Annotated in this window: 18 protein-coding genes and 1 pseudogene; 14 read left to right on the top strand and 5 right to left on the bottom strand. The window is 67.1% G+C overall.

Translation table 11 applies throughout. The features are described from left to right. The 11 genes and pseudogenes from AU072_RS27495 to AU072_RS05390 form a co-directional block, all read left to right on the top strand. Nucleotides 1-484: pseudogene (locus AU072_RS27495) on the top strand (DUF6779 domain-containing protein); the annotation flags it as partial. A gap of 80 nt (nucleotides 485-564) precedes the next feature. After that, nucleotides 565-1,533, top strand: coding sequence for a Rossmann-like and DUF2520 domain-containing protein (locus AU072_RS05435; RefSeq protein WP_235629823.1), 969 nt, complete (start codon nucleotides 565-567; stop codon nucleotides 1,531-1,533). Next, nucleotides 1,530-2,462, top strand: coding sequence for a pantoate--beta-alanine ligase (gene panC / locus AU072_RS05430; protein WP_064412825.1), 933 nt, complete (start codon nucleotides 1,530-1,532; stop codon nucleotides 2,460-2,462). The genes AU072_RS05435 and panC overlap by 4 nt, the downstream gene beginning before the upstream one ends. Next, a complete protein-coding gene (gene panD, locus AU072_RS05425) occupies nucleotides 2,462-2,869 on the top strand; it encodes an aspartate 1-decarboxylase (protein ID WP_064412824.1) in 408 nt (135 codons plus the stop codon). Before panC ends, panD begins: the two co-directional genes overlap by 1 nt. A gap of 4 nt (nucleotides 2,870-2,873) precedes the next feature. Further along, on the top strand, nucleotides 2,874-3,689 hold the full coding sequence (locus AU072_RS05420; protein ID WP_064412823.1) for a type III pantothenate kinase: 816 nt from the start codon (nucleotides 2,874-2,876) through the stop codon (nucleotides 3,687-3,689). Nucleotides 3,690-3,778: 89 nt separating this feature from the next. After that, a complete protein-coding gene (gene lysS, locus AU072_RS05415; RefSeq protein WP_064412822.1) occupies nucleotides 3,779-5,317 on the top strand; it encodes a lysine--tRNA ligase in 1,539 nt (512 codons plus the stop codon). Nucleotides 5,318-5,437: 120 nt separating this feature from the next. Beyond that, nucleotides 5,438-5,779: a histone-like nucleoid-structuring protein Lsr2 gene (gene lsr2 / locus AU072_RS05410; protein ID WP_064347878.1), complete on the top strand. Its 342-nt coding sequence runs from the start codon at nucleotides 5,438-5,440 to the stop codon at nucleotides 5,777-5,779. Between the two features lie 272 nt (nucleotides 5,780-6,051). Next, the gene (gene clpC1, locus AU072_RS05405) at nucleotides 6,052-8,595 is read left to right on the top strand and encodes an ATP-dependent protease ATP-binding subunit ClpC (RefSeq protein ID WP_064412821.1); all 2,544 of its coding nucleotides are present in this window, start codon (nucleotides 6,052-6,054) and stop codon (nucleotides 8,593-8,595) included. 221 nt (nucleotides 8,596-8,816) lie between these two features. Beyond that, complete coding sequence (locus tag AU072_RS05400; RefSeq protein ID WP_064412820.1) at nucleotides 8,817-9,035, top strand: CbtB domain-containing protein; 219 nt, start codon at nucleotides 8,817-8,819, stop codon at nucleotides 9,033-9,035. 19 nt (nucleotides 9,036-9,054) lie between these two features. Continuing rightward, nucleotides 9,055-9,870, top strand: a complete 816-nt coding sequence (locus AU072_RS05395) for a CbtA family protein (RefSeq protein WP_064412819.1) — start codon at nucleotides 9,055-9,057, stop codon at nucleotides 9,868-9,870. After that, nucleotides 9,867-10,412 (top strand): histidine phosphatase family protein, encoded by a 546-nt coding sequence (locus AU072_RS05390; RefSeq protein ID WP_064412818.1) that lies wholly within the window; start codon nucleotides 9,867-9,869, stop codon nucleotides 10,410-10,412. The genes AU072_RS05395 and AU072_RS05390 overlap by 4 nt, the downstream gene beginning before the upstream one ends. A 37-nt stretch (nucleotides 10,413-10,449) precedes the next feature. Here AU072_RS05390 and AU072_RS05385 read toward each other — a convergent pair whose 3' ends face one another. From AU072_RS05385 to mhuD, 3 genes are all read right to left on the bottom strand, one after another. Beyond that, on the bottom strand, nucleotides 10,450-11,592 hold the full coding sequence (locus AU072_RS05385) for a beta-propeller fold lactonase family protein (protein WP_064412817.1): 1,143 nt from the start codon (nucleotides 11,590-11,592) through the stop codon (nucleotides 10,450-10,452). Between the two features lie 88 nt (nucleotides 11,593-11,680). Further along, on the bottom strand, nucleotides 11,681-13,054 hold the full coding sequence (locus AU072_RS05380) for a serine hydrolase (RefSeq protein WP_235629822.1): 1,374 nt from the start codon (nucleotides 13,052-13,054) through the stop codon (nucleotides 11,681-11,683). Continuing rightward, nucleotides 13,035-13,358 (bottom strand): mycobilin-forming heme oxygenase MhuD, encoded by a 324-nt coding sequence (gene mhuD / locus AU072_RS05375; RefSeq protein ID WP_064412845.1) that lies wholly within the window; start codon nucleotides 13,356-13,358, stop codon nucleotides 13,035-13,037. The genes AU072_RS05380 and mhuD overlap by 20 nt, the downstream gene beginning before the upstream one ends. Nucleotides 13,359-13,412: 54 nt before the next feature. Here mhuD and AU072_RS05370 point away from each other — a divergent pair, with 54 nt between their 5' ends. After that, entirely contained in the window at nucleotides 13,413-14,198 is a 786-nt protein-coding gene (locus AU072_RS05370) for an alpha/beta fold hydrolase (protein ID WP_064412844.1), read from the top strand. Here AU072_RS05370 and AU072_RS05365 read toward each other — a convergent pair. Continuing rightward, entirely contained in the window at nucleotides 14,172-14,426 is a 255-nt protein-coding gene (locus AU072_RS05365) for a hypothetical protein (protein WP_064412816.1), read from the bottom strand. The two genes, AU072_RS05370 and AU072_RS05365, sit on opposite strands and share 27 nt — an antisense overlap. Nucleotides 14,427-14,497: 71 nt before the next feature. Between AU072_RS05365 and AU072_RS05360 the strand changes: the two genes are divergently transcribed. Continuing rightward, nucleotides 14,498-15,493, top strand: coding sequence for a GlxA family transcriptional regulator (locus tag AU072_RS05360; protein ID WP_064412815.1), 996 nt, complete (start codon nucleotides 14,498-14,500; stop codon nucleotides 15,491-15,493). Nucleotides 15,494-15,503: 10 nt separating this feature from the next. Here AU072_RS05360 and AU072_RS05355 read toward each other — a convergent pair whose 3' ends face one another. Then, nucleotides 15,504-16,379, bottom strand: a complete 876-nt coding sequence (locus AU072_RS05355) for an iron-sulfur binding domain-containing protein (protein WP_064412814.1) — start codon at nucleotides 16,377-16,379, stop codon at nucleotides 15,504-15,506. Here AU072_RS05355 and AU072_RS05350 point away from each other — a divergent pair. Beyond that, nucleotides 16,378-16,998 carry a carbonic anhydrase gene (locus AU072_RS05350; protein WP_064412813.1) on the top strand — a complete coding sequence of 207 codons (621 nt, stop codon included), beginning with the start codon at nucleotides 16,378-16,380 and terminating at the stop codon, nucleotides 16,996-16,998. The genes AU072_RS05355 and AU072_RS05350 overlap by 2 nt on opposite strands. The last annotated feature ends 38 nt before the right edge of the window (nucleotides 16,999-17,036 follow it).

Raw genomic sequence — 17,036 nt, 5'->3', positions numbered from 1 at the left:
GGATGGGGCCGAGCCCGTTTCGCCGCCCCCGCCCCCGCCGCAGCCGGCGCCCGAGCCTGCGCCGACCAGCGACTGGCAGCCGGCACCCGCGGACGGGCGCTGGATTCCACCCGGCGCCCCGGGTAGCAACTGGGTGTCGGGCGGCAACGGATCGACGACCGAGTACGTCGGCAGGCGCCGGGCGCCAGAGCCCGGAGAAGACGGGGCCCGCCCGGCCGTCGAACCCGACCTCTCGCCGCCGGCGCCCGAACCGCGACGTGGCAGGCATTCGGCGTCGCCGGGAAGCGGTGATCCGGGGCGCCCGGAGCAGCAGGCCGGGCCCGCGGAACCGCCGGAGCCCTCGCCTGCACCACCGGCGCCCGGAGGGCGGCGGCACCGCAGCGCCGACGACCCCGACACCGCCGGACAGTCCGTGGCCGAACTGTTGGCCCGCCTGCAGGCGAGCCCCACACCGGGCGGGCGTCGCAGGCGCCGCGAGGAGTGAGTTAATCTCGTAGCGACCGTCCGGTACCCGCACCGCAGGACCGGAACGTACACACATCAACTCGCAGCGAGGTCGACTTCATGGTCGCCATGGGGACCCCACCTGGCGGATTCCGCCCGGCGCGGCTCACTGTCGGCATCGTTTCCGCAGGCCGCGTCGGTTCCGCGCTGGGTGTGGCCCTCGAACGCGCCGAGCATGTCGTGGTGGCGTGCAGCGCGGTCTCGCACGCGTCGCGTGACCGCGCCCAGCGCCGGCTGCCCGACACGGCGGTTCTTCCGGTCGACGAGGTGGCGAGCCGTTCCGAACTGTTGATCCTCGCGGTGCCGGACGCCGAGCTGGCGAAGTTGGTGTCGGGGCTGGCCGCGACCCGGTCGGTGCGGCCGGGCACGATCGTCGCGCACACCTCCGGCGCGAACGGCATCGACGTGCTGACACCGCTGACCTCGCTGGGCTGCACACCGTTGGCGATCCACCCGGCGATGACCTTCACCGGCACCGACGAGGACATCGACCGCCTCTCGGACACCTGCTTCGGGGTGACGGCCGCCGACGAAGTCGGGTACGCGATCGCCCAATCGCTGGTGCTCGAGATCGGCGGGGAGCCGTTCCGGGTGCGCGAGGACGCGCGCACGCTCTATCACGCAGCACTGGCGCACGCCAGCAATCACGTGGTGACGGTGCTGCTCGACGCGGTGGAGGGGCTGCGGTCGGCGTTGTGGGGCCAGGAATTGCTCGGCCAGGAACTTGTCGGCGACGCGCCGGGAGGGCTGGCCGAGCGGGTCATCGGCCCGCTGGCCCGCGCCTCATTGGAGAACGCGCTACAACGCGGGCAGGCGGCGTTGACCGGCCCGGTGGCACGCGGGGACGCCGCCGCCGTCGCGCGTCACCTCGAAGCCCTGACGGAGGTGAATCCCGAATTGGCGCAGGCATATCGGGCGAACTCGCTGCGCACCGCCCAACGTGCGCACGCCCCGGACGACGTGGTCGCGGTGCTCACCGCCGATTCGGACGCCGGTGGGGCAACGCGTCGGACGGGGACGGGCCGATGACCGTCGGTAGACCGCAGTTCACGGCGGGTGAACTGAACGTCTACGCGAAACCGACAGACGTCTCGGCGGTCACCAGAGCGCTGCGCACCACCGGTCGCCGCGTGATGCTGGTCCCGACGATGGGCGCTCTGCACGAAGGTCACCGCATGCTCATCCGCTCCGCCAGGCGTGTCCAGGGTGCGGTCGTGGTGGTGTCGATCTTCGTCAACCCATTGCAGTTCGGGGCGGGTGAGGATCTCGAGGCCTATCCACGCACGCTCGACGACGACCTCGACGCCCTGCGCGACGAGGGGGTCGAGATCGCATTCACCCCGACCGTCGCCGACATGTACCCCGACGGCACCCGCACGTCGGTTCATCCCGGTCCGCTGGGTTCTGACCTCGAAGGAGCTTCTCGGCCAACGCATTTCGCGGGTGTCCTGACGGTGGTGCTCAAGCTGCTCAACATCGTCCATCCCGATCACGCGTTCTTCGGGGAGAAGGACTACCAGCAGTTGGCGCTGATCCGGCAGATGGTCGCCGACCTCAACGTCGACACGAGGATCGTGGGCGTGCCGATCGTGCGGGAGGCCGACGGCTTGGCGATGTCGTCGCGCAATCGCTATCTGGACGCGGAGCAGCGCGAACATGCGGGCGCACTGTCCGCTGCGCTGCTGGCGGGGATGTACGCCGCGGGGGAGGGCACCGCGGCCGCGTTGGACGCCGCACGTGCGGTGCTCGACTCGGTCCCGGCGATCGAGGTCGATTATCTCGACGTGCGCGACCCGATGCTCGGGCCGGCACCGGAGGTCGGAGCGGCGCGCATGTTGGTGGCCGGCCGGCTGGGGTCCACCAGGCTGCTGGACAACATCGCCATAGATATCGGGGTGCCGTCGGGGCCGGGCCCGGACGTCCCGTTTGACGAGCACGAACTTCCTTGGAGGAACTGATGTTACGGACAATGCTGAAATCGAAGATCCACCGCGCCACGGTGACCAATGCCGACCTGCACTACGTCGGCTCGGTGACCATCGACGCCGACCTCATGGAGGCCGCCGACCTGCTCGAGGGTGAGCAGGTGACGATCGTCGACATCGACAACGGTGCTCGGCTGGTGACGTATGCCATCACCGGTGAACGTGGCAGCGGTGTGATCGGAATCAACGGCGCAGCAGCGCATCTCGTACATCCGGGCGATCTGGTGATCCTGATCGCCTACGGCACCATGGAGGATGCCGAAGCAAGGGCATACCAGCCGCGGATCGTGTTCGTCGACGCCGAAAACAAGCAGGTCGACCTCGGCCACGACCCGGCTTTCGTACCGGCCGACGCGGCCGACCTGGTGTCGCCACGGTGAGTCCGTGTTACTAGCCATCGACGTCCGTAACACCCACACCGTCGTGGGTCTGGTCTCGGGTTCGGGAGATCACGCGAAAGTCGTGCAGCAGTGGCGGATTCGCACCGAATCCGAAGTCACCGCCGACGAACTCGCGCTGACGATCGACGGGTTGATCGGCGACGACTCCGAACGCCTGACCGGGGCCGCGGGCCTGTCGACCGTACCGTCGGTGATGCACGAACTGCGCGAGATGCTGCGCCAGTACTGGCCGTCGGTGCCCCATGTGTTGATCGAGCCCGGCGTGCGCACGGGGATTCCGCTGTTGGTGGACAACCCGAAGGAAGTCGGCGCCGACCGCATCGTGAACTGCCTCGCGGCCTACCACAAGTACGGCACCGCGGCCATCGTCGTCGACTTCGGCTCGTCGATCTGCGTCGACGTGGTCTCGGCGAAGGGCGAGTTCCTCGGCGGCGCGATCGCTCCCGGCGTCGAGGTGTCCTCGGACGCGGCGGCGGCGCGGTCGGCGGCGCTGCGTCGCGTCGAGCTGACCCGACCGCGTTCGGTCATCGGCAAGAACACCGTGGAGTGCATGCAGGCCGGTGCGGTGTTCGGGTTCGCCGGGCTGGTCGACGGCCTGGTGCAGCGCATCCGCGATGACGTCGACGGCTTCGGGGGCACCGACGTCGCCGTGGTCGCCACCGGACACACCGCGCCGCTTCTGCTGCCGGATATGCGCACCGTCGAGCATTACGACGAGCACCTCACCCTCGACGGGTTGCGGCTGGTGTTCGAGCGCAACCGCGACAACCAGCGCGGCCGCCTCAAACAGGCCCGCTGAATGGTGATTTCGGTGCCCAACCGGTCGCCCGGTGAGCGTCGACGCACCGAAATTCCTAGTCGGCGCACGTTCATTTAGGCTGGCACGACGTGACCGAACCCGACCCGTCCCGCACCGCATCAGCCGCGGACGCCACATCCGAGCCCGACGTTCCGGAGCAGTACCGGATCCGTCAGGCCAAGCGTGAGCGGCTGCTCGCCGAGGGACGCGAGCCGTATCCGGTGGAGATCGCGCGCACCCACTCCCTGGCCGAGATCCGCGAGACGTATCCCGATCTGGCCGCCGGCTCCGAGACGGGGCAGATCGTGGGCGTGGCCGGACGGGTGATGTTCGCCCGTAACTCCGGGAAGCTGTGCTTTGCCACCCTGCAGGAGGGGGACGGCACGCAACTGCAGGCGATGATCAGCCTCAACAAGGTCGGACAGGATTCGCTGGACGCGTGGAAGGCCGACGTGGACCTCGGCGACATCGTCTTCGTGCGCGGTGAGGTGATCAGCTCCCGGCGCGGCGAACTCTCGGTGCTGGCCGACTCCTGGCAAATGGCTTCGAAAGCCCTGCGGCCGCTGCCCGTCGCTCACAAGGAGATGAGCGAAGAGGCGCGGGTGCGGCAGCGCTACGTCGACCTCATCGTGCGACCCGAGGCCAGGACCATCGCTCGTCAGCGGGTTGCGGTGGTCCGCGCGGTGCGGTCGGCGTTGGAACGGCGCGGATTCCTCGAAGTCGAAACCCCGATGCTGCAGACACTGGCGGGCGGCGCTGCGGCGCGACCGTTCGTGACGCACTCCAATGCGCTCGATGCCGACCTATATCTGCGTATCGCGCCGGAACTGTTTCTCAAGCGCGCACTGGTCGGTGGATTCGAGCGCGTCTTCGAGTTGAATCGAGTGTTCAGAAACGAAGGTGCCGATTCCACACATTCTCCGGAATTCGCGATGCTCGAGACTTATCAGGCTTACGGTACGTACGACGATTCGGCCGTCGTGACCCGAGAGATTATTCAAGAAGTCGCGGACGAGGCGATCGGAACACGCGAGGTGCCATTGCCCGATGGCAGTGTTTACGATCTTGATGGCGAATGGCAATCCATCGAAATGTATCCGTCGCTGTCGGAAGCCCTCGGCGAAGAGATCACCCCGGAAACGCCGGCCGAGAAGTTATGGGCGATCGCTGATCGTCTCGGGGTCGAGATCCCGCGCGACCGGGGTTACGGCCACGGGAAATTGGTCGAGGAACTGTGGGAGCACACCGTCGGGAACACCTTGTGGGCGCCCACGTTCGTCCGTGACTTCCCCGTCGAGACGACGCCACTGACGCGACCACACCGCAGTATTGAGGGCGTCACCGAGAAATGGGATCTCTATATCCGGCGTTTCGAACTGGCGACCGGCTATTCCGAGCTGATCGATCCGGTAATCCAACGCGAAAGGTTCGAAGCCCAGGCGAGAGCGGCGGCCGCAGGTGATGACGAGGCGATGGTTCTCGACGAGGATTTTCTGGCAGCCCTGGAGTATGCCATGCCGCCGTCCACGGGAACCGGAATGGGTGTCGACAGATTGATGATGGCCCTGACTGGACTCTCGATTAGAGAGACGGTTTTGTTCCCGATTGTTCGACGTCACGGCAACTGAACGCAGCGCTATAACACGACGGCGTACGATCTTGTTGTATGGCGCACACGGATATGGCACATTGGTGCCGGGTTCGATACTTTACTGCGATCCTGTGATCGCGCAGAAGGGCGAGTTTAAATGGCGAAGAAAGTTACCGTCACCTTGGTCGACGATTTCGACGGCGAAGGTGCGGCCGACGAGACCGTTGAATTCGGGCTCGACGGGGTGACCTATGAGATCGACCTTTCTTCGAAGAATGCCGCGAAACTGCGCGACGCCTTGAAGCCGTGGGTGGATTCCGGTCGCAGGGTCGGTGGCCGTCGGCGCGGACGTGCCGCCGGGTCAGGCCGCGGGCGAGCGGCGATCGATCGGGAGCAAAGCGCGGCGATCCGGGAGTGGGCACGTCGTAACGGACACAATGTGTCCACGCGCGGGCGCATCCCCGCCGATGTGATCGACGCCTTCCACGCCGCGACGTAGCGAGCTCCGCACGGGCGCCGTGGCCGGTGTTCGCTAGCCGCGAAGCCGCCGGGGCTGGATCGGGAAACGAATCGGTCCACCGATGCGTTGCTCTCCCATAGCGGCGGGTATCCGATCCCGTGCGCGTCGGCATACCGGTGTCCGCTCAGAGCAGACCGGCGGGCGGGACGCGCCGCCCTAATGCCCACTAGAGTGGACGGTGGTGCGGTGCGAACTCGAGACCGTTGGGCGCGCGTGGCACCGACCAAATGATGGAGAGCAGGTAACCACCGATGTTTGAGAGATTCACCGACCGTGCCCGCAGGGTCGTCGTCCTGGCTCAAGAAGAGGCCCGGATGCTCAACCACAACTACATCGGCACCGAGCACATCCTGTTGGGACTCATTCACGAGGGTGAGGGCGTAGCGGCCAAGTCGCTGGAGTCGCTGGGCATCTCGCTCGAAGGCGTGCGCAGCCAGGTCGAGGAGATCATCGGCCAGGGTCAGCAGGCGCCGTCGGGCCACATCCCGTTCACCCCGCGCGCCAAGAAGGTGCTGGAACTCAGCCTCCGCGAGGCGCTGCAACTCGGCCACAACTACATCGGCACCGAGCACATCCTGCTCGGCCTCATCCGTGAGGGCGAAGGTGTCGCGGCGCAGGTGCTGGTCAAGCTCGGCGCCGAGCTCACCCGGGTGCGCCAGCAGGTCATCCAGCTGCTGAGCGGCTATCAGGGCAAGGAGACCGCGGAAGCCGGCACCGGCGGCCGCGGCGGCGAGGCCGGCAATCCGTCCACGTCGCTTGTGCTCGACCAGTTCGGCCGCAACCTGACCGCCGCCGCGATGGAGGGCAAGCTCGACCCCGTCATCGGCCGCGAGAAGGAAATCGAGCGGGTCATGCAGGTGCTGAGCCGTCGCACCAAGAACAACCCGGTGCTGATCGGCGAACCCGGCGTCGGCAAGACCGCCGTCGTCGAGGGCCTCGCGCAGGCGATCGTGCACGGCGACGTGCCCGAGACGCTGAAGGACAAGCAGCTCTACACGCTCGACCTGGGCTCGCTGGTCGCGGGCAGCCGCTACCGCGGTGACTTCGAGGAACGCCTGAAGAAGGTGCTCAAGGAGATCAACACCCGCGGCGACATCATCCTGTTCATCGACGAGCTGCACACGCTGGTCGGGGCCGGGGCCGCCGAGGGCGCGATCGACGCCGCGAGCATCCTCAAGCCGAAGCTGGCCCGCGGCGAGCTGCAGACCATCGGCGCCACCACGCTCGACGAGTACCGCAAGTACATCGAGAAGGACGCCGCCCTGGAGCGCCGCTTCCAGCCGGTGCAGGTCGGCGAGCCGACCGTCGCGCACACCATCGAGATCCTCAAGGGCCTGCGCGACCGCTACGAGGCGCATCACCGCGTCTCGATCACCGACGGCGCCATCGCGGCCGCCGCGACGCTGGCCGACCGCTACATCAACGACCGGTTCCTGCCGGACAAGGCGATCGACCTGATCGACGAGGCCGGCGCCCGGATGCGGATCCGCCGGATGACCGCTCCGCCGGACCTGCGTGAGTTCGACGAGAAGATCGCCGACGCGCGCCGGGAGAAGGAGTCCGCGATCGACGCGCAGGACTTCGAGAAGGCCGCGAGCCTGCGCGACAAGGAAAAGCAGCTCGTCGCACAGCGCGCCGAGCGTGAGAAGCAATGGCGCTCAGGCGATCTCGACGTGGTCGCCGAGGTCGACGACGAGCAGATCGCCGAGGTGCTGGGCAACTGGACCGGCATCCCCGTGTTCAAGCTGACCGAGGAGGAGACCACTCGGCTGCTGCGCATGGAAGAGGAGCTGCACAAGCGGATCATCGGCCAGGAGGACGCCGTCAAGGCGGTCTCCAAGGCGATCCGGCGCACCCGTGCCGGCCTGAAGGACCCCAAGCGTCCCTCCGGTTCGTTCATCTTCGCCGGCCCCTCCGGTGTCGGGAAGACCGAGCTGTCCAAGGCGCTGGCCAACTTCCTGTTCGGTGACGACGACGCGCTCATCCAGATCGACATGGGCGAGTTCCACGACCGGTTCACCGCCTCGCGGCTGTTCGGCGCCCCTCCGGGCTACGTCGGCTACGAGGAGGGCGGCCAGCTCACCGAGAAGGTGCGGCGCAAGCCGTTCTCGGTCGTGCTGTTCGACGAGATCGAGAAGGCCCACCAGGAGATCTACAACAGCCTGTTGCAGGTCCTCGAGGACGGCCGCCTGACCGACGGTCAGGGTCGCACGGTCGACTTCAAGAACACCGTGCTGATCTTCACCTCGAACTTGGGCACGTCCGACATCTCCAAGGCGGTCGGGCTGGGCTTCTCCCAGGGTGGTGGCGAGAACAACTACGAGCGGATGAAGCAGAAGGTCAACGACGAGCTGAAGAAGCACTTCAGGCCGGAGTTCCTCAACCGCATCGACGACATCATCGTCTTCCACCAGCTGACCCGCGACGAGATCATCCGGATGGTCGACCTGATGATCGGCCGGGTGTCCAACCAGCTGAAGGCCAAGGACATGACGATGGAGCTGACGGACAAGGCCAAGGCACTGCTGGCCAAGCGCGGGTTCGATCCCGTGCTCGGCGCGCGACCGCTGCGGCGCACCATTCAGCGCGAGATCGAGGATCAGCTGTCGGAGAAGATCCTGTTCGAGGAGATCGGACCCGGCCAGCTCATCACGGTCGACGTCGACAACTGGGACGGCGAAGGCTCAGGAGAGGACGCGGTGTTCACGTTCAAGGGCACCAAGCGTCCCGCACCGGTGGCCGAGCCGGACCTGGCCCAGGCCGGTGCGGCAGGCGCTGCAGGCCCCGCCGAATAGCGGCATCACGTCAACGAGAACGGGCGGTACCCACCAGGGTGCCGCCCGTTTCCGTCTGATCCCGCTACCGCTGGACCGTATGGATAGGATGTGCGATGTTATCGGCGGGCGAAGGAATCTGGTGAGAATCCAGAACGGTCGCGCCACTGTGTCAAGTCAGACCCGACGCTCGCCGCCACCTTTTGAGACTCGGGACGCGAAATCCCCGAAAGGACACCGACATGACCTCACCGGAGGCCCGCAAGAGCGTTGCACCCGCCCTCGACCTCTCCACCACCGCGGCGGCAGTGTGGCTCTCGGCAACCGCTTTCCTGGCGCTGTTGGTGCTCTACTTCATCGGCCTGGACCAGGGCGCGACGTCGGTGTTCGGTGCGGACAACACCGCCATCCACGAGTTCGTGCACGACGCCCGGCATCTGCTCGGTTTCCCCTGCCACTGACGGGCCGAGGTAACCAAGCATGGAGAAGCAGATCATCTGGCGTGGCCTGCTCGCAGGTGCCCTCGCCGGCGTGCTCGCGTTCGTCTTCGCCCGCATCTTCGTCGAACCGCAGATCGACCTGGCCATCGCCTACGAGGAAGGTATCGGGTCGGCGCACGAGGCATTGGAAGCCGCCGAAGGCGCGGGCCTTGCCCATAGCCATGGCCACAGCCATGGAGAGGGTGGCGGATTCGAGCGCGCCGTTCAGATGAACATCGGTATGGGACTGGGCGTGTTGCTGTTCAGCCTGGCGATCGGCGCGATCTTCGCGGTGATCTTCGCGGTGGCCTACGGTCGGGTCGGCAACATCTCCGCACGCCTGCTGTCGGTGTATGTGGCCGGCGGAATGCTGTTGAGCCTGTATGTGGTTCCCGCGCTGAAGTATCCGGCGAGCCCGCCGGCTCTGAGCCTGGACGAGACGATCCGTCAGCGCACTCTGCTGTACCTGTTGATGGTGGTGTTGTCCGCGGCGCTTCTGGTCGGCGCGGTGTATCTGGGCCGACGGCTGGCCGGGCGGCTGGGGACCTGGAATGCGGCCCTGGCCGCTGCGGGGGCCTACATCGTCGCGGTCGCGGTCGTGATGCTCGTGCTCCCGACCATCGACGAGACGCCGGGGCCGTTGACCGATGACGCCGGAAGCATTGTCTACGAGGGCTTTCCGGCAGATGTGCTCTACGAGTTCCGGCTGTACTCGTTGGGCACCCAGATAGTCGTGTACGCGACGATCGCGCTCGTCTTCGGTGCGATGGCCGCGCGTCTGCTCGAACGGAACCGTCGGGAGAGCATTCCTGCGTGAGTGAGGTCGTCCGGCTGACGCTCGTATCGCACGGGCTGACCGATGCGATGTCGGCCGGACGATTCCCCACCGACGAACCGTTGAACCCTACGGGCCACCGGCAGGTCGGCGCGTCGATCGACCTCGGTGTCGTCGACGTGGCCCTGTGCGGTCCGGAGAAGCGGACCAGGCAGACCGCCGAACTGCTCGGCCTGCAGGCCGACGTGGAACCGCGGCTCGCGGACCTGGACTGCGGTCGGTGGCGCGGTGACGTGCTGAGCGGAGTGCGACCGGCCGATCTGGCGATCTGGCTGACCGATCCGACCCGGGCGCCGCACGGCGGCGAATCGGTTGTCGAGCTGGTCGACCGGGTTCGCGACTGGATGGACTCGTTGACCGACCGCCGCAGCAGGCTGGTCGCGGTGACACATCCGGCGGTGATCCGCGCCGCGATCCTCATCGCGCTGGATGCTCCGCCGAAGTCGTTCTGGCGCATCGACATTGCGCCGGTAACTCGAACGGTGATGCATTTCCGCGCGCATGCGTGGACACTTCGCCAGTAGCCGGTGAGCTCGGCTTTTGACTGTCTCGCGTTGGACGCTACGACAGCCCTTTGCGCAGTTGCTGCCCCAATTTTCGGTTCTCGACAGGTTGCCCGAGGTAGGGGGCGGCTCGCGCGATGGCCAGTATGGCGGGAGGGCGCGGTGGGATTTTGTAGAAGCGGTTGCCGATCACCAACCAGCCACCACCGTCACTTCCGGCGCCGCCCATCAGCTGCCCGACGAGATCAGGCAGATGGGACGCGTCCCAGCGAAACGTCCGTCCGATCACCGAAACGGTGTCCTGAACCTGGTTGACAGCGTAGATGCAGGATCCATCCGGCGTGACCACCACGCCATTCGGGCCGTGCACATCGACGGTGTCGATGATCGTGTTGGTGGTGGTGTCGATCACCGAGAGGACGCCGTTCCAGTCAGCGGCCGCACTCGCGACGAAGATTCGTGAACCGTCGGGATCGACCGCCATTCCCGCGGGCGGCCAGAAGTCTCCCGGAATGGTGACGGTGGCCGCGACATTCCCACTGGCGGTGTCGATCACCTTCACCGCCTCCGCCTTGAGCCCGTTGGCCCATGAGGTCAGGATGCTCACGAAAATGCGTCCGCCATCGGGGCTGAGGGCGATCACACCCGGTTGTCCACCGACGGTGATCGAATCGACAACGGTATTGGTGGCGGTGTCGATCACCAGAATCGTGCCCGCGTGGATATGCGATACGTACAACCGGGTGCCGTCGGGGGTCACCGCGGGCCAGTACGGATCTTGGTCGGCGTCGATCGTTTCGGTGACGGTGTTGGTGGACGTGTCGATCACCGAGACCGTATCGGTGTCCGTGTCGCCGCCCGCCGCATAAACCGTTGTGCCGTCGGGCTTTATCGCCAACCGCAGCCACGAGTTCCCGACGGGAATTTCGGCGACAACCGTTTCTGCGGTGACGTCGACGACCGAAACCACGCCGAGCCGGGACACGTACAACCGGTTGCCGTCCGGGTGGACGACGGCGTGCATCAGGTACGCCGGGTCGTCCGCGAAGGCGATCGTGGCGGTGACGGAGTTGGTCGCGGTGTCGATCACCGAGATCGTGTCGCTGGTGTTGTTCAACACGTAGGCGCGGGCACCGTCCGCACTGATCGTGATCCAGCCCGGCGTTTGCCCAACGGGAATGGTGGCTAGCACACCCAGCATGACGACCCCTTCGCCAGTGAATGCCGGACTATCAGCGGAACTCTAGACCCGGCCCGGCGTGCTTTTGGGGTTTCGGTCGAACCGCTGATCAGCCGACCGGCACCAGGTCGAAACTCTGGCGCACGATCGAGAGCAACCACCCCGCGGCAGTGGGGCTGCGGTACCGGGGCCAGTTCAACTGGAAGCTGACCACCCACGGCTGCCCGGTGTGGTCGACGGCGTACCAGCTGAACGTCAAGTCGCCGGGCAGATTTCCGCCCTTGGCGCCGATGTAGCCCCACTTTGACCCGTCGAGATCGATGCCGGGTATCGCCGAGAGGATGTCCTTGACGGGCGCGGCCTCGCCCACGGCGGCCGCCTGCAGAGCGATGTGCACGCGGCAGATGTCGGCGGCGCTGCCGTACCACTCCGCCCCGAAGTTCGATGCCGGGGTATGCGTCCGGTGTGGATCCGGTTCGTAGGGGCGCGAATTGGTCTGTTGGAGCAGTTGCGCCCGGACTTGCGGACCGCCCTTTTCCACCGCGTGACGCCACTGCTCGCGAAGATCGGGTCGGCCCCAGCCGACCGAGAACATTTCGTGCATGGTGGGGAACGGCGTCATGCTGGCCGGGTCGTGGTGGCGCGCCAGGACCAGCGCCCGCTCCACAGCGCCCGTCCCCAGTCGATCGATGAGAAGATCGGTGGCCATGTTGTCGCTGGCCGAGATCATCTGCTGGGCAGCGGTTCTCACCGACACCCGGGCGCCGGGAGGGAGTTCCTCGAGGCCTGCGGATCCGACCGCCTTGGCCCGCTTGGTGATGGTCAGCGGGTCGGTCCATTTCAGGGTGCCGGCTTTGACCGCTTCGGCGACCGCGAGCAGCACATAGAGCTTGAAGATCGACGCCAACGGCAACGACAGTTCGGTGTTGGTTCCGGCCACCACATCGCACTTCGACTGGTCAGCAACCACCTTCGACACCTGATACGAGTAGCGGGCACCCGACTTCGTGATCTCGGCGTCGACGTCGTCCCATTCGTCGATCTGCGGTGGGCGCAGCGTCACATCGAACCGGTCGACCAAGCCGGCATCGTTGGTGCGAAGGTCGATCTCCTGCGCGACGCCGTACGACGTCAGCACCCCGACCTCGGCATGTCCGGCCCGGATGTCGACGTCGGTCACCTTGAACGGCCGGTCCCACCAGATCCGGTCGAGCTTGCCGACGATCTCGTCGACCTTTTCGGGCACCGCCATCGTGCGCACTCCGACCGGGCCGATCGGCCAGTCGGAGTTGAGCATGTCCAGCGTCTGCTTGGCCCGCAGCCCCTGGGGCGTGTTGATCTCGATGGGGGCGCCGTACGCGGCGTCGGCCGGCGCAGGTCCGACGTCCGCGCAGCCGCCGACGGCGACGACCAACGAGGCCGCGACCGTCAGCCCGAGCGCCCGGCGCGCGATGAGCGAGCCTCTACTTGTCAGCACCCGCAACGTCGAGGACGACCTCGAACTCGAGCAGTGACGCGCCGGTGGCCACCGGGTTGGCCTGCTGGCCCTTGTGGGCCTCGATGGCCGGGCCCGTCGCCCAGGCCTGGAACGCCTCCTCGGACTCCCACTGCGTCACCACGAAGTAGCGGTTCTCACCCTTGATGGGCCGCAGCAGCTGAAAGCCGAGGAAGCCGGGCTGGTTGTCGACGGCGTGCGCCCGGTGCGCGAAGCGCTTCTCCAGTTCGGGACCGGCGTCGGCCGGGACCTCGATCGCGTTGATCTTCACCACGGGATTCTGGCTTGGCATGCGCATCAGGCTACCGAATGCATCGGGGTCGCCCGGAGGCACGATGATGTCGGGATGCAGTCAGCAGGCGGTACGCGGGCCGCGCTCACCCACCGCGGCGGCAGGGGCCGCCCGCTCGTCCTGGTGCACGGCCTGATGGGGCGGGGTAGCACGTGGTCGCGCCAGCTGCCGTGGTTGACCCGGCTGGGTGAGGTCTACACCTACGACGCGCCCTGGCACCGCGGCCGCGAGGTCGCCGATGTCCGGCCGATCAGCACCGAGCAGTTCGTCGCCGAACTCGGTGACGCGGTGGCGGGCATCGGTGCGCCCGCGATCATGATCGGCCATTCGATGGGCGGACTGCATTCATGGTGCCTGGCCGCTACGCGCCCCGATCTCGTGGCGGCTTTGGTGGTCGAGGACATGGCTCCGGACTTCCGCGGCCGCACCACGGGCCCCTGGGAACCGTGGCTGCACGCGCTGCCGGTCGAATTCGATTCCGCCCAACGCGTTTACGACGAGTTCGGCCCAGTGGCGGGTCAGTATTTCCTCGAGGCGTTCGACCGCATTCCGGGTGGCTGGCGATTGCACGGTCGGCCGGATGTCTGGATCGAGATCGCCGCCGAATGGGGCACCCGCGATTACTGGCGCGAATGGCAGGCCGTCGCTGTGCCTGCGCTGCTGATCGAGGCGGGCAACTCGGTCACCCCCCCGGGGCAGATGGCCCGGATGGCGGAGTCCGGGCCCCACACGACGTACCTACGGGTGCCCGAGGCAGGTCATCTCGTCCACGACGACGCGCCGAAGGCGTATCGGCAGGCGGTCGAGTCGTTCCTAGCGACGCTCTCCGACCGCGCCTGAGGACGGCCAGACGGGGTGGCGCTCGAAACGGGTGCGGATCGCGTCGAGGTCGTGTTCGACGCGCAGCAGGTCGCGATCGTCTTCGAATACCCGGCCTGCCATCGGCGCGGCCATGCGGAACTGGTCGCGGTGCAGTCGCAGGTGTCCGGAGCGGCTGGCGGCCCAGGCGAGAGCGGTCGCCACCGCGACCGGGGAAACGAGAACCAGAAGTGCCAGTAACGTGCTCATGGCAGTAACTATTCGCCAGATAAAATCCCGCCAACAGTGGCAGCAATGACACTTTGGGATAAAATGCTGCCATGCCAATCAAGAGCGTATCGACGCTCGTCCTGGATGGCCTGGCAGTCTTCGAATTCGGCGTCATCTGTGAGGTCTTCGGCATCGACCGCTCCGGCGACGGCGTTCCCAACTTCGACTTCAAGGTGTGCGGTCCGGTTCCCGGGAGGCCGCTTCGCACCTCGGTCGGTGCGACGCTGACCCCCGACCACGGCCTCGACGACCTGATCGGCGCCGACCTGGTCGCCATCCCGGCGATCGGTGGATCGCAGTATCTGCCCGAGGCGTTGGCCGCCGTCCGGGCCGCCGCCGAGTCGGGATCGATCATCCTGACCGTCTGCTCGGGTGCGTTCGTCGCCGGTGCCGCCGGCCTCCTCGACGGCAGGCCGTGCACGACGCACTGGATGCACGCCGACGAACTTGCGCGCAGGTATCCGACGGCCAAGGTCGACCGCAACGTACTGTTCGTCGACGATGGAAACCTGATCACCAGCGCGGGGACCGCGGCAGGCATCGACGCGTGCCTGCACCTGGTCCGGCGTGAACTGGGCAGCGAGGTGACCAACAAGATCGCGCGCCGCATGGTGGTGCCGCCCCAACGTGACGGCGGTCAGCGCCAGTACATCGACCAGCCGATCCCGGTGCGGTGTTCGGAACGCTTTGCGCCGCATCTGGATTGGATACTGACCAATCTCGACAAGCCGCACACGGTCGCCACGCTCGCTGCCCGCGCGCACATGTCGGCGCGTACCTTCGCGCGGCGGTTCGTGGAGGAGACGGGGCGTACCCCGATGCAGTGGGTGACCGACCAGCGCGTGTTGTACGCGCGAACCCTGTTGGAGGAGACCGATCTCGACGTCGACCGGATCGCCGAGCGCAGCGGCTTCGGGACGGCAACACTGTTGCGGCACCACTTCCGCAGGATCATCGGGGTTACACCATCGGACTACCGACGTCGGTTCGCGTGTGGCACAGGGGAACCCGAGACAGACACCGATACCGAAATGGCATCGGCCTGACGCCCCGCGCTCAGCCGCCCTCGCCGGCGAGTGCGAACCGTCCGTCGGCGGTCTGCTCGACGAGTCCGTCGACCAGAAGCGAGTCCAACGCGCGGTCGCGCTGCGCGGTGTCCGACAGCCACGCGACGTCCAGCTGCGCCCGACTCACGGGAGAGTCGTTGTCCCGCAGGACATCGAGCAGTCTTCCTCGGACCTGTCGGTCGGTGCCCGCGTAGCGTTGAACGCGCCGCGCCGGCGAGGCCGACGCAGGGAATCCCCGGGAGCGCCACGCGCACTCACTCAGCGGACACAGCCCGCATCGGGGCGCACGCGCGGTGCAGACCGTCGCACCCAACTCCATCAAGGCAATCGAAAACTTCGGGGCCAGAGCGGCTTCGGGCAGCAGAGCCTCGACATCGGCGAGGTCGCGAGCAGACGACGATGCCGCTGCGTCGGCGCGGCCGTGCACGACCCGGGTCACCACCCGCCGAACGTTGGTGTCGACCACCGGTACACGGTCGCGGTAGGCGAAGCAGGCGATGGCCCGCGCGGTGTACGCCCCGACGCCCGGCAGCGTCAGCAGGGTCTCGACGTCGGACGGTACGACGTCGTCGTACTGCTCGGCGATCACCGTCGCGCATTCATGTAACCGCTTGGCGCGGCGCGGATAGCCGAGCTTCCCCCAGGCCCGCAAGATGTCTGCGGCGCTTGCCGCCGCGGTCGCCGACGGAGTGGGCCACCGCTGTACCCACGTGAGCCACACCGGTTCGACCCGTGCGACCGGCGTCTGCTGCAGCATGAATTCGCTGACCAGGATCTGCCACGGCGTGACCCCCGGCCGGCGCCACGGCAGATCTCGCTGGTCGCGGTCATACCAATCGACCAACTGGGGCACAATGTCGGTCATGCCGAACACCAGCCCAGTGACCGCCTGGAAAGCACTCAAAGAGGGTAACGAGCGCTTCGTCGCCGGCAAGCCCCTGCATCCCAGCCAAGGAATCGAGCACCGCGCGAGCCTGGCCACCTCACAGACGCCCACGGCCGTCGTGTTCGGGTGCGGGGACAGCCGGGTGGCCGCCGAACTGATCTTCGACCAGGGGCTCGGTGACATGTTCGTGGTGCGCACCGCCGGACACGTGATCGATTCGGCGGTGCTGGGTTCCATCGAGTACGCCGTCGCGGTGCTCGACGTGCCGCTGGTCGTCGTGCTCGGCCACGACAGCTGCGGGGCGGTGAAGGCGACGCTGGGCGCGCTCGACGAGGGCGTGGTGCCGGGCGGTTACGTCCGCGACATCGTCGAGCGCGTGATGCCGTCGATCCTGTTGGGCCGTCGCGACGGGCTCACCCGGGTCGACGAGTTCGAGGCCCGCCACGTCAGCGAGACCGGCGCCCAATTGTTGGCCCGCTCCACCACGGTGTCCGAACGTGTGGCGTCGGGAGATCTGGCCATCGTCGGCGTGACCTATCACCTGGCCGACGGGCGGGTGGCGTTGCGGGACCATATCGGCGACATCGGCGAAAGCTGAGGGCGACACGCCGAGGGACCTCGGCCGATAAGGCGTGA

Source organism: Mycolicibacterium novocastrense (genome assembly GCF_001499835.1).
GTDB lineage: Bacteria > Actinomycetota > Actinomycetes > Mycobacteriales > Mycobacteriaceae > Mycobacterium > Mycobacterium novocastrense.
The sequence above is the reverse complement of the archived record's forward strand: the minus strand, read 5'-3'. Positions and strand labels throughout refer to the sequence as shown.